Here is an 11,934-nt window from a genome sequence, read left to right as displayed (position 1 = left end):
CGCTTCGCTTACCGGGCAAAAAAGACCGCACTTACCCGAACAAATGCTCCGCATGGAAGCGGAGGTGATCCTCAATAAAGGATGCAATGAAATAGTAGCTGTGGTCATATCCGGGCTGAATACGCAGCGTCAGCGGCCAGTCTTTCTGACGTGCGGCTTCAGCCAGCACGGCGGGCTGTAGCTGTCCGGCCAGGAACTGATCCGCATCACCTTGATCGACAAGCGTCGGGATCGCATTTCCAGGCTGGCTCGCCAGCATCAGGGCACAGCTGTCCCACTCCTGCCAGCGTTGTGCGTCATCGCCCAGATAGTTCGTAAAGGCTTTCTGCCCCCACGGTACCTGGGTGGGGTTTACAATTGGCGCAAACGCGGAAACGCTGGTGTATCTGCCAGGATTTTTTAGCGCCATGATCAACGCGCCGTGCCCACCCATGGAATGCCCGCTGATGGCACACCGGTTGCTTACTGCAAACTCACGCTGGATCAGGGCTGGCAGCTCGTCGGCAATGTAGTCGTACATGCGGTAATGGCTCGCCCACGGCTGCTCTGTGGCGTTCAGATAGAACCCGGCCCCTTTGCCCAGATCATATCCGGCATTGTCCGCCACCTCATCGCCACGCGGGCTGGTGTCTGGCATCACCAGGGCGATACCCAGCTCAGCCGCCACACGCTGCGCGCCCGCTTTGGTGGTGAAATTCTCATCGTTACAGGTTAATCCCGAGAGCCAGAACAGAACCGGGGGCTTAGCACCCTCTTCAGTGGGCGGCAGGAAAATGCTGAACGTCATGGCACAGTTCAGGACAGTGGAGTCGTGGCGCCAGCGCTGCTGTCGACCTTCAAAACAACGATGCTCTTCGAGCAGTTCCATGCAAGGCTCCTTAATGCGAATTGCTATTCATTCAGCCCATAATACAGAGTTTTCATTTACCTGTGAGCAACTTTCACTTTCGCAAGACAGCGAGATCCTGCATCATAAATTTACTTTTTATTAACAACTGGAGCGGTCATGGCGCTGCGAATTGCGCTCAGTGGATTTGTGGTTCTGGTGGTAGCGATGGGAATTGGGCGCTTCGCGTTTACCCCTCAGGTGCCGCTGATGATTGCCGCCGGGCAACTCACGCTCACCAGCGCAGGTCTGGTGGCGGCGATGAACTATCTGGGCTATCTGGTGGGCGCATGGGATGCGATGCGCGCCCATCGCTTCGTTGAAACCCGCCTTTGGCTGGGTATTACTGGCGCTGTGGCGCTGACGCTGCTTTCCGCCGCAGCGGATAACGCGCTGGTACATGGTCTGCTGCGCTTTGTGATTGGCTGCATGAGCGGCTGGTCGATGGTGCTGATTGCCGCCTGGACCAACGAGCGGCTGGGGCAACTGGGTAAACCGGGTTTGAGCGCGGCCGTGTTTGCCGGGCCGGGCGCAGGTATCGCCCTGAGCGGACTGCTTGCGGTCTATATTCACGCAAAAGCGTTGTCGGCCGGGGCCGCATGGCAGATTTACGGCGTGCTGGCGCTGGTGCTTATCGCACTGGTTGCCCGCTATTTACCGCGTGCCGGGCAACTGCACCGGCCGGGCAGCGCGCCTGAACCCCTTATTCTGACGAAAGATTTGAAGTGCCTGGTCTGGAGCTACAGCCTGGCCGGATTTGGCTACATCCTGCCTGCAACATTTTTATCACAAATGGCGGCCGTGCGTTTTCCCGGCAGCCTGTTTGCACAGTTTGTCTGGCCGATATTTGGCGCTGCCGCTGTTGTGGGCATCGTGCTCAGTATCGTTTTGCGTCACACCTCTACCTCGAACCGCAGGCTGGCTATCGTGCTGTGGTTACAGGGGGCGGGTGTGCTGGCGGCGTGGCTACTGCCGGGAATTGGCGGCTTGCTGACGGGCGGCCTGCTGGTCGGCGGCGGATTCCTGTGTGCCGTTCAGCTCTCTTTACTCTACGGGCGCGAGCTGGCACCCGAACATACCCGCTATATGGCGGGGCTACTGACTACCGGTTATGCCATTGGACAGCTGGTGGGGCCGATGACCTCGGCGTTATCCACCTGGCTTACCCACAAGCTTGAGCCTGCGCTGGGGCTGGCGGGCATTGCGCTGTTCATTGCGGGCGCGCTGGTGTGGAACCGTCAGGCCGAAAGGCAGCAGCAATTGCAATAATTATCGTCGTGAATACTGGATTATGTGCGCGGCCTCACGCACAATGAGCGCACACTTTTGCCACAACGAGGGCAAAAGACGCCACACCTGCAGGAGAAAAGAATGTCATCACTCAGTAAAGAAGCGGCCCTTGTCCACGAAGCCCTGGTTGCGCGCGGTCTTGAAACGCCACTGCGTCCACCCGTTCAGGAAGTGGATAATGAAACCCGTAAACGTCTGATTGCCGGGCACATGACCGAGATCATGCAACTGCTGAATCTCGATCTGAGCGACGACAGTCTGATGGAAACGCCGCATCGCATCGCAAAAATGTATGTCGACGAAATTTTCTCCGGCCTGGACTACGCCAACTTCCCGAAAATCACCGTCATTGAAAACAAAATGAAGGTGGATGAGATGGTGACGGTGCGCGATATCACGCTGACCAGCACCTGCGAGCACCACTTCGTGACCATCGACGGTAAAGCGACCGTGGCTTACATTCCAAAAGATACGGTGATTGGTCTGTCCAAAATCAACCGTATCGTGCAGTTCTTTGCCCAACGCCCACAGGTGCAGGAGCGTCTGACGCAGCAGATCCTGACTGCGCTGCAAACGCTGCTGGGCACCAATAACGTCGCGGTCTCCATTGACGCGGTTCACTACTGCGTGAAGGCGCGCGGTGTACGTGATGCCACCAGTGCGACCACCACCACGTCGCTGGGCGGTCTGTTTAAATCCAGCCAGAACACCCGCCAGGAGTTCCTGCGCGCCGTGCGTCACCACAACTAATCAGACAGGGCAGGGACCATGGAGCGAAACGTCACGCTCGATTTTGTTCGCGGCGTCGCCATTCTCGGTATCCTGCTGCTTAATATCAGCGCCTTCGGTCTGCCGAAGGCCGCTTATCTCAACCCCGCCTGGTATGGCGAGATCACCCGTCGCGATGCCTGGACGTGGGCAATCCTCGATCTCTTTGCTCAGGTGAAATTCCTCACCCTCTTTGCGCTGCTGTTTGGCGCCGGTCTGCAACTCCTGCTCAAACGCGGCACCCGCTGGATCCAGTCACGTCTGACCCTGCTGGTGCTCCTTGGCTTTATTCACGGCCTGTTCTTCTGGGACGGTGATATTCTTCTCGCCTATGGATTAGTCGGGCTGATTTGCTGGCGACTCATCCGTGATGCGCATAGCGTCAAAAGCCTGTTTAACACCGGCGTGATGCTCTATGTCATGGGGCTTGGCGTGCTGCTGTTGCTGGGGATGATCGCCGGCGACGCAACAAGCCGCTCGTGGATACCGGACGCCGCCAACCTGCAGTATGAGCAGTTCTGGAAGCTAAAAGGCGGCGCGGAAGCGATAAGCAATCGCGCGGATATGCTGGGCGATAACCTGCTGGCGCTGGGGGCGCAATACGGCTGGCAGCTGGCGGGGATGATGCTGATGGGCGCATCCCTGATGCGCACCGGCTGGCTGAAAGGGGAATTTAGCCTGCGCCACTATCGTCGCACAGGCGTCTTGCTGGTGCTGCTGGGCGTGGCGATCAATCTCCCTGCGGTGATTGCGCAGTGGCATCTTCACTGGGATTACCGCTGGTGCGCTTTCCTGCTACAGGTTCCGCGCGAGCTCGGTGCCCCGTTCCAGACCATCGGCTACGCCGCGCTCATCTATGGCTACTGGCCGCAGCTCTCCCGCCTCTGGATTGTCAGTGCCGTGGCCTGTGTTGGCCGCATGGCGTTAAGCAATTACATTCTGCAGACCCTCATCTGCACCACGCTGTTCTATCGATTCGGCCTGTTTATGAAATTCGACCGCCTTACGCTGGTGGCGTTTGTTCTTCCGGTCTGGACGATAAACCTGGCGTTTTCGGTTATCTGGCTGCGGTATTTCCGCCAGGGGCCCCTGGAGTGGGCGTGGCGTCAGTTAACCGCAAAAGCATCAGGTGTTTCATTGAATAATACATCCAGATAACGATCTGGATCACAATCATTAACAAAATGGATGTAACCGTTTTCATCTGTGTGAGCTTCTTCACGTAGTCCCCTTTCTCTCGCTGCCAAAATAGCCACCTTGCTAAACACAGGGGGTGTCTGTGAGTTGCTGCAATCCATTTAAGGATGGTGAATATGATCACCATTCGTGACGTCGCCCGTCAGGCGGGCGTTTCTGTGGCCACCGTCTCTCGCGTGCTGAACAACAGCGCGCTGGTCAGCCCTGAAACCCGTGAAACCGTAATGAAAGCCGTGACCCAACTGGGTTACCGGCCCAATGCTAACGCGCAGGCGCTGGCTACGCAGGTCAGTGACACCATTGGCGTGGTGGTGATGGACGTGTCGGATGCGTTTTTTGGCGCGCTGGTGAAAGCGGTGGATGTTGTCGCCCAGCAGCACCAGAAGTATGTGCTGATCGGCAACAGCTATCATGAAGCAGAAAAAGAGCGCTATGCCATCGAAGTGCTGATCCGCCAGCGTTGTAACGCGCTGATTGTGCATTCAAAAGCCCTGAGTGATGAGGAACTTGCCGGATTTATGGAGCAAATCCCCGGCATGGTGCTCATCAACCGGATTGTGCCCGGCTATGCCCACCGTTGCGTGGGGTTGGATAACGTGAGCGGCGCCATGATGGCCACGCGCATGCTGATTAATAACGGGCACCAGCGAATCGGTTATCTGGCCTCCAGCCACGCGATAGAGGACGACGAACTGCGTCGCGAAGGCTGGCAAAACGCCCTGAAAGAGCACGGCATTGCGCCTGCTGAAAGCTGGGTAGGCACCGGTACCCCGGACATGCAGGGAGGGGAGGCGGCGATGGTCGAGCTGCTGGGCCGTAACCTGCAGCTCTCCGCGGTGTTTGCCTACAACGACAGTATGGCTGCCGGAGCACTGACGGCGTTAAAAGATAACGGCATTGCGGTGCCACAGCATTTGTCGTTGATCGGTTTTGACGATATTCCCATTGCCCGTTACACCGACCCGCAGCTGACAACGGTACGCTATCCCATTGTCTCGATGGCCAAACTGGCGACTGAGCTGGCGTTACAGGGCGCGGCAGGGCTGCTTGATACGGGAGCAACACACTGTTTCATGCCGACGTTAGTGCGCCGCCATTCGGTCTCTGCCCGGCAAATTGTGGTTCCGATCACTAACTGATAAAGCCAGCTGATGTAACCGTTTTCAATCTGTGAGTAAATTCACAGTATCTTAACAAGGCGCTGACTATGATGTCAGCGTTTTAGGGGCTGAAACGCTATGTAACAGTGATTATTCACTTTCACTATAGCCAACGTGCCGCAAACAACGAATAAAACGCATTTCTGGAGCGTTACCGAACACGGAAGATAGAAATTTTATAAGTGAACTTCGGCTGTCAGTAACGTTTTATTAACACCTGCCCGCCGATCGTTATTCACAAGAACTACCCTGCATAAAAAAAACCGGAGATACCATGAATAAGAAGGTGTTGACTCTGTCTGCTGTAATGGCAAGCATGCTTTTTGGTGCAGCAGCGCACGCTGCGGATACCCGTATTGGTGTGACTATCTATAAATACGACGACAACTTCATGTCTGTTGTGCGTAAAGCGATCGAGAAAGATGCTAAAGCAGCGCCAGATGTTCAGCTGCTGATGAATGACTCCCAGAACGACCAGTCCAAACAGAACGACCAGATTGACGTCCTGCTGGCAAAAGGCGTGAAGGCACTGGCAATCAACCTGGTTGACCCGGCTGCTGCAGGCACAGTTATCGAGAAAGCGCGCGGCCAGAACGTGCCAATCGTCTTCTTCAACAAAGAACCTTCCCGTAAAGCGCTGGACAGCTATGACAAAGCGTATTACGTCGGTACTGACTCCAAAGAGTCCGGTATTATCCAGGGCGATCTGATCGCGAAACACTGGGCGGCCAACCCGAACTGGGATCTGAACAAAGACGGCCAGATCCAGTTCGTGCTGCTGAAAGGCGAGCCAGGCCACCCGGATGCTGAAGCGCGTACCACTTACGTTGTCAAAGAGCTGAACGACAAAGGTCTGAAAACCCAGCAGCTGGCTTTAGATACCGCGATGTGGGATACCGCTCAGGCGAAAGATAAAATGGACGCGTGGCTGTCTGGTCCTAACGCGAACAAAATTGAAGTGGTTATCGCTAACAACGACGCGATGGCAATGGGTGCGGTAGAAGCCCTGAAAGCACACAACAAATCCTCTATCCCTGTGTTCGGCGTGGATGCGCTGCCAGAAGCGCTGGCTCTGGTGAAATCAGGTGCGATGGCCGGTACCGTACTGAACGATGCCAACAACCAGGCGAAAGCCACTTTCGATCTGGCGAAAAACCTGGCCGACGGTAAAGGTGCGGCTGATGGCACCAACTGGAAAATCGACAATAAAATCGTTCGCGTACCTTACGTGGGCGTAGACCAGTCCAACCTGGCTGAGTTTATCGGTAAATAAGATAGTTAGTTATGTCTCCACAGGGCGCAACATGTTGCGCCCTTTTATAACGCGATATGCGAGGCCAACAAGGTATAATTATGGTCAGCACAACTACTCCGTCGTCCGGTGAATTCTTGTTGGAAATGAACGGCATCAACAAGTCGTTTCCCGGTGTTAAGGCACTCGATAATGTTAATTTAAAAGTTCGGCCTCATTCAATTCATGCCTTAATGGGTGAAAACGGTGCCGGTAAATCAACATTATTAAAATGTCTTTTTGGGATCTATCAAAAAGATTCTGGCAGCATTCTTTTTCAGGGGAAAGAGATCGATTTCCATTCAGCGAAAGAAGCACTGGAAAACGGTATCTCTATGGTTCACCAGGAATTGAACCTGGTACTGCAACGCTCGGTAATGGATAATATGTGGTTGGGACGTTATCCAACCAAAGGTGTTTTTGTCGATCAGGACAAAATGTACCGTGACACCAAAGCCATTTTCGATGAGCTGGATATTGATATTGATCCGCGCGCCCGCGTGGGAACATTATCCGTCTCGCAAATGCAGATGATCGAAATTGCTAAAGCGTTCTCCTATGATGCCAAAATTGTCATCATGGATGAACCGACATCGTCATTAACGGAAAAAGAGGTTAACCACCTTTTTACCATTATTCGTAAGCTAAAAGATCGCGGCTGCGGCATTGTTTATATCTCCCATAAAATGGAAGAGATCTTCCAGCTGTGTGATGAGATAACCATCCTGCGCGACGGTCAGTGGATTGCCACTCAGCCTCTCGAAGGGCTGGACATGGACAAGATCATCGCCATGATGGTGGGCCGTTCCCTGAACCAGCGTTTCCCGGACAAAGAGAACAAGCCGGGTGAGGTGATCCTTGAGGTGCGTAACCTGACCTCGCTGCGTCAGCCCTCTATTCGCGACGTCTCCTTCGACCTGCACAAGGGCGAAATTCTGGGCATTGCAGGCCTGGTCGGGGCAAAACGTACCGATATCGTCGAAACCCTGTTTGGTATTCGCGAGAAAGCCGAAGGCACCATCACGCTGCACGGTAAGAAAATTAACAACCACAACGCCAACGAAGCCATTAATAATGGTTTTGCGCTGGTGACGGAAGAGCGGCGTTCGACCGGTATTTATGCCTATCTGGATATTAACTTTAACTCGTTAATTTCTAATATCCGCAACTATAAAAACAAAGTGGGTCTGCTGGATAACTCCCGCATGAAGAGTGATACCCAGTGGGTTATTGACTCTATGCGCGTAAAAACGCCGGGGCATCGTACGCAAATTGGTTCGTTGTCGGGCGGTAACCAGCAAAAAGTCATTATCGGTCGTTGGTTATTAACGCAGCCAGAAATTCTGATGCTGGATGAACCAACCCGCGGTATTGACGTCGGCGCGAAGTTTGAAATTTATCAGCTGATCGCTGAACTGGCGAAAAAGGATAAAGGGATCATTATTATCTCTTCCGAAATGCCGGAATTGTTAGGGATCACAGACCGTATTCTGGTTATGAGCAATGGTCTCGTTGCCGGTATTGTTGACACGAAAACGACAACGCAAAACGAAATTTTGCGTTTAGCGTCTTTGCACCTTTAAGATCAGGGGCTCCTCATGAGTGCGTTAAATAAAAAAAGTTTTCTCACTTATCTGAAAGAAGGCGGTATTTACGTTGTTCTTTTAGTATTGCTGGCCATTATCATTTTCCAGGACCCTACGTTCTTAAGTCTGCTGAACCTGAGTAACATTCTGACTCAGTCTTCCGTGCGTATTATCATCGCGCTGGGCGTGGCGGGGCTCATCGTCACCCAGGGGACTGACCTTTCCGCAGGGCGCCAGGTCGGCCTGGCGGCGGTGATCGCGGCAACCCTGTTGCAGTCGATGGAAAACGCCAACAAGGTGTTCCCGGAAATGGCGACCATGCCCATTTTCGTGGTGATCCTGATTGTCTGCGCCATCGGTGCGGTGATTGGTCTGATTAACGGTATCATCATCGCTTACCTGAACGTGACGCCATTTATCACCACCCTGGGTACGATGATCATCGTTTACGGTATCAACTCCCTGTACTACGACTTCGTCGGTGCATCCCCTATCTCGGGCTTCGACAGCGGCTTCTCGACCTTCACGCAAGGGTTTATTGCGCTGGGCAGCTTCCGCCTGTCGTACATCACTTTCTACGCGTTGATTGCGGTGGCGTTCGTCTGGATCCTGTGGAACAAAACCCGCTTTGGTAAGAACATCTTCGCCATCGGGGGCAACCCGGAAGCAGCGAAAGTGTCCGGCGTTAACGTGGCCCTGAACCTGCTGATGATTTATGCCCTGTCCGGTGTGTTCTATGCCTTCGGCGGGATGCTGGAAGCGGGCCGTATCGGCTCTGCCACCAACAACCTCGGCTTTATGTACGAACTGGATGCGATTGCCGCCTGCGTGGTGGGCGGGGTCTCCTTCAGCGGCGGTGTGGGAACCGTGCTTGGCGTGGTCACCGGTGTGATCATCTTTACGGTCATCAACTATGGTCTGACCTACATCGGCGTGAACCCGTACTGGCAGTACATCATCAAGGGTGCCATTATCATCTTCGCGGTTGCACTGGATTCACTGAAATACGCGCGTAAGAAATAATTATCAGGCGAATAAATAAAACCCGCTGCCCGTGAACGGCATGCGGGTTTTTTACGTGAAAAGTGAAGCTATAAGCGATTTGGAAATGGGCACCAGTCCGGTTTGAAGCCCAAAGGGTTTAAAGATTTTATTTATAATGTCAGCGGAATAATTACCTCTGCCATTTTCTACATCCGACAATGTTTTCCGGGATACGCTGACCAGCTTTGCATACTCATCCTGCTTCATCCCCAACACTTCGACCCTGAGTCTTTTCAGCGCCTCACCCTGTGTGATTTTACCCAGTAAAATGTCCCGTATGGCTGCATGCAGTACAGCCTGGCGATCAAGAGTACTAATCCGTGTTAAGCCTGATGAAACGCGTTGCCTCTTTACTACCGATGACTTGTCCGGATCTTCATCCTCATCATGACGTCGCTTTTCATTTACGCTGCGTACCCGGGCTAATGTTTGTAGAAGCTCTGATTCAGATTTATTAGATATTTTCATAATAAACCCCAACGAGAAAGTTTATTCGGAATATAGCGAAAACCAATCGCGGGCATTTCCATTATCTGGTCGGGAACGCCTCGCGCCTCCAGCCTTTCCGGGAGATCGATGAGCTGGACGGCTGTATCATGCAGAGCGTCAAGTAAAGTTGTGGGAGGGATCCACTCCGCCAGCGCTTGCGCGATAGCGTTGAAATTATAATCCCCCCCTGATTCACAAGATAATGACCACTTTAGGGTTCGCGGTATCCCCTCTGGATCGGCTTTCATTGGAGCAAAGTCATAAACAGGGGAGAGCATAATGTGATTTTCAGCTTTCACAAAGGCGGTATTTCGCCCATGGTTGTCACTATTCCCAAAAATAATATTTAACAGATCGCGACGTACCCATTCTGTTACAAAACCAGGGATATCAAATTGATAGCCCTGCTGCTGAACCATATGGCTGGAGGTAATTTTATTAATTAACGCGCGCAGCGTTGCCTCATGATCCAGGAGAGTACCGGGTGCTTTTTGTAATAGTGAATACACCGATTCCATACCCAGCCTGATCAGTTGATCCTGCTCATTTCTCATTATGTCGAAACGTGGCAACCACAGAGAAGGATAGTGGCTACCTTCTTCAAGGCGCATTGTGTCCACTGGGATCGTGGAAAAGCCCATCGCGTTAAGCTCATGGTAATAATGAAATTCAGCCCGGAGAATATTACAATCAACTTCTGTTCTGTTTCCGCGTGGATATTTAACCAAATAATAGCGGTCCCGGTTATCCGGCTCGTTTTGCCAGGTATCGATCCAGATGGAATCCGTTTCACTACAGCGCAGCAACAGTTTCGGCGCTTCACCCCCAGCGCCGGTTGCGCCACCCGCCGCCGCGCCTCTTTCCTGGGCATAATCCAGAAAATCTGCCGCACGATCGATGACGTCCGAAACAGTAAACGTTTTAGTGCGTGCGAATTCATTCCATTCAGGAACGGATTCTTTTATACGCAAATTCCCGACAGGGGACATTGTGCCAAATTTCAACAATAAAAAATTCTGCTGACCAACAGGCAACTCACTGATATCGAGTGCATTTATCCAATAACGGCGACTGGCTCCGGCAGGAATGATATCGTCGATAAATCGCAGCCAGCCCGGTTGACCCTGGTCATCAAAAAAGAGTGATACAGGGTGGTTGACTGAGACCGCGTGAAAATCATCATAGTCAAGAAAATTAATCGCATACTCAGTAAGATAGTCTAACTGTGTGGTGTTCCAGTCATTTTTTTCGCTTCCCGGATATTTGATGAGGGCGATATCCGTCCATGTTTCATTCAGATATGCTTGTACGGTTAACGTCTCCATCTCACCTCCATAAAACAGCAATGAGTAAAATATTACTCATTGTTAATGAAAATGGCAACTAGTGCCACTTATATCACTCATTAGGTATCTGATGACAGAGTAGTGCGTGTTATATCACGCATTATAGAATTTGATTACTTTTTCTTCTGCATGTCCAGCAACTGCTCCGGCGTCACCGCCGGATAACCCTGCGCATCTTCCGGCACTTCATGCATGGCCGGAATTGGCACCAGTGGGCCTAAAAAGCGCGGTTCACGTTTGAAGATATAGAGATCGGCCAGCGCGCCAAAGCGAGCGCCAAACTCACGCACACGCACGCTCAGCATATCTTTTGGCGAGGGCACCGCATAACACTGCGCCTGAATGCCCATGTGCAGCGCGATAAACAGCGCACGTTCGCAGTGGAAGCGCTGGGTGATGATGATGAAGTCGTTGGTGTCGAACACTTTGCGCGTGCGCACGATGGAGTCGAGCGTGCGGAACCCGGCGTAGTCGAGCACGATATCTGCCGGATCAACGCCTGCGGCAATCAGGTCTTTGCGCATGGTGACCGGTTCGTTGTAGCTTTGCAGCGCGTTATCGCCGCTTAACAGCAGGTAATTGACCTTGCCGCTGTTGTAGGCGTTGAGCGCGCCCTGAATACGGTAGCGGTAATACTGATTGATGACACCGGTGCGGTAATACTTTGCGGTGCCGAGCACCACACCCACCTGGCGATAGGGCAGGTCCTGCAGGTCATCAAAAATGTAGGGGGCCGTTTTCCAGCTCATCCACCGGTCGAGACCCAGCACGATCAACAGCAGTATGCCGACCAGGACAGACAGGCTGTAAAAAACGCGCTTTAACATGCAGATGGCTCGTACCGAAGGTGAATTTAACTCAGGCTACTGTACCCGCC

At 52.9% G+C, this 11,934-nt stretch carries 11 protein-coding genes; 7 read left to right on the top strand and 4 right to left on the bottom strand.

Annotation, left to right across the window (positions count from 1 at the left end):
- Positions 1–31: 31 nt before the first annotated feature.
- A complete protein-coding gene (fghA, locus tag ACQG22_RS15660) occupies positions 32–868 on the bottom strand; it encodes an S-formylglutathione hydrolase (protein WP_095427709.1) in 837 nt (278 codons plus the stop codon).
- 138 nt (positions 869–1,006) lie between these two features.
- Between fghA and ACQG22_RS15655 the strand changes: the two genes are divergently transcribed.
- The 7 genes from ACQG22_RS15655 (at position 1,007) to mglC (ending at position 9,201) form a co-directional block, all read left to right on the top strand.
- Positions 1,007–2,155: a YbfB/YjiJ family MFS transporter gene (locus ACQG22_RS15655; protein WP_013097958.1), complete on the top strand. Its 1,149-nt coding sequence runs from the start codon at positions 1,007–1,009 to the stop codon at positions 2,153–2,155.
- 102 nt (positions 2,156–2,257) lie between these two features.
- Positions 2,258–2,926, top strand: a complete 669-nt coding sequence (gene folE / locus ACQG22_RS15650; protein WP_013097957.1) for a GTP cyclohydrolase I FolE — start codon at positions 2,258–2,260, stop codon at positions 2,924–2,926.
- An 18-nt stretch (positions 2,927–2,944) separates the two neighbouring features.
- Positions 2,945–4,102 (top strand): DUF418 domain-containing protein YeiB, encoded by a 1,158-nt coding sequence (gene yeiB, locus ACQG22_RS15645; protein ID WP_020690129.1) that lies wholly within the window; start codon positions 2,945–2,947, stop codon positions 4,100–4,102.
- 155 nt (positions 4,103–4,257) lie between these two features.
- On the top strand, positions 4,258–5,280 hold the full coding sequence (gene galS, locus ACQG22_RS15640; protein WP_020690130.1) for an HTH-type transcriptional regulator GalS: 1,023 nt from the start codon (positions 4,258–4,260) through the stop codon (positions 5,278–5,280).
- 295 nt (positions 5,281–5,575) lie between these two features.
- Positions 5,576–6,574 (top strand): galactose/glucose ABC transporter substrate-binding protein MglB, encoded by a 999-nt coding sequence (gene mglB, locus ACQG22_RS15635; RefSeq protein WP_014832691.1) that lies wholly within the window; start codon positions 5,576–5,578, stop codon positions 6,572–6,574.
- 80 nt (positions 6,575–6,654) lie between these two features.
- Positions 6,655–8,175, top strand: coding sequence for a galactose/methyl galactoside ABC transporter ATP-binding protein MglA (gene mglA, locus ACQG22_RS15630; RefSeq protein WP_029883073.1), 1,521 nt, complete (start codon positions 6,655–6,657; stop codon positions 8,173–8,175).
- 15 nt (positions 8,176–8,190) lie between these two features.
- Positions 8,191–9,201 (top strand): galactose/methyl galactoside ABC transporter permease MglC, encoded by a 1,011-nt coding sequence (mglC, locus tag ACQG22_RS15625; RefSeq protein WP_013097952.1) that lies wholly within the window; start codon positions 8,191–8,193, stop codon positions 9,199–9,201.
- Positions 9,202–9,252: 51 nt separating this feature from the next.
- Here mglC and ACQG22_RS15620 read toward each other — a convergent pair whose 3' ends face one another.
- The 3 genes from ACQG22_RS15620 to sanA all read right to left on the bottom strand — a co-directional run bounded on the left by ACQG22_RS15620 (position 9,253) and on the right by sanA (position 11,884).
- Positions 9,253–9,690, bottom strand: a complete 438-nt coding sequence (locus ACQG22_RS15620; protein WP_029883072.1) for a helix-turn-helix transcriptional regulator — start codon at positions 9,688–9,690, stop codon at positions 9,253–9,255.
- A complete protein-coding gene (locus ACQG22_RS15615; protein ID WP_369706644.1) occupies positions 9,687–11,036 on the bottom strand; it encodes a type II toxin-antitoxin system HipA family toxin in 1,350 nt (449 codons plus the stop codon). Before ACQG22_RS15615 ends, ACQG22_RS15620 begins: the two co-directional genes overlap by 4 nt.
- Before the next feature lie 134 nt (positions 11,037–11,170).
- Positions 11,171–11,884, bottom strand: a complete 714-nt coding sequence (gene sanA / locus ACQG22_RS15610) for an outer membrane permeability protein SanA (protein WP_023619764.1) — start codon at positions 11,882–11,884, stop codon at positions 11,171–11,173.
- Between the last annotated feature and the right edge of the window lie 50 nt (positions 11,885–11,934).

It is taken from the genome of Enterobacter cloacae complex sp. 309I3 (genome assembly GCF_050031595.1).
GTDB lineage: Bacteria > Pseudomonadota > Gammaproteobacteria > Enterobacterales > Enterobacteriaceae > Enterobacter > Enterobacter cloacae.
Note: the sequence above shows the minus strand (reverse complement) of the source record. Positions and strands in the feature narration are given on the sequence as shown.

What these genes read in the sequence shown, in the direction of transcription:
- fghA (WP_095427709.1), bottom strand. Translation starts at nt 868, where the DNA reads ATGGAACTGCTCGAAGAGCATCGTTGTTTTGAAGGTCGACAGCAGCGC.
- ACQG22_RS15655 (WP_013097958.1), top strand. Translation starts at nt 1,007, where the DNA reads ATGGCGCTGCGAATTGCGCTCAGTGGATTTGTGGTTCTGGTGGTAGCG.
- folE (WP_013097957.1), top strand. Translation starts at nt 2,258, where the DNA reads ATGTCATCACTCAGTAAAGAAGCGGCCCTTGTCCACGAAGCCCTGGTT.
- yeiB (WP_020690129.1), top strand. Translation starts at nt 2,945, where the DNA reads ATGGAGCGAAACGTCACGCTCGATTTTGTTCGCGGCGTCGCCATTCTC.
- galS (WP_020690130.1), top strand. Translation starts at nt 4,258, where the DNA reads ATGATCACCATTCGTGACGTCGCCCGTCAGGCGGGCGTTTCTGTGGCC.
- mglB (WP_014832691.1), top strand. Translation starts at nt 5,576, where the DNA reads ATGAATAAGAAGGTGTTGACTCTGTCTGCTGTAATGGCAAGCATGCTT.
- mglA (WP_029883073.1), top strand. Translation starts at nt 6,655, where the DNA reads ATGGTCAGCACAACTACTCCGTCGTCCGGTGAATTCTTGTTGGAAATG.
- mglC (WP_013097952.1), top strand. Translation starts at nt 8,191, where the DNA reads ATGAGTGCGTTAAATAAAAAAAGTTTTCTCACTTATCTGAAAGAAGGC.
- ACQG22_RS15620 (WP_029883072.1), bottom strand. Translation starts at nt 9,690, where the DNA reads ATGAAAATATCTAATAAATCTGAATCAGAGCTTCTACAAACATTAGCC.
- ACQG22_RS15615 (WP_369706644.1), bottom strand. Translation starts at nt 11,036, where the DNA reads ATGGAGACGTTAACCGTACAAGCATATCTGAATGAAACATGGACGGAT.
- sanA (WP_023619764.1), bottom strand. Translation starts at nt 11,884, where the DNA reads ATGTTAAAGCGCGTTTTTTACAGCCTGTCTGTCCTGGTCGGCATACTG.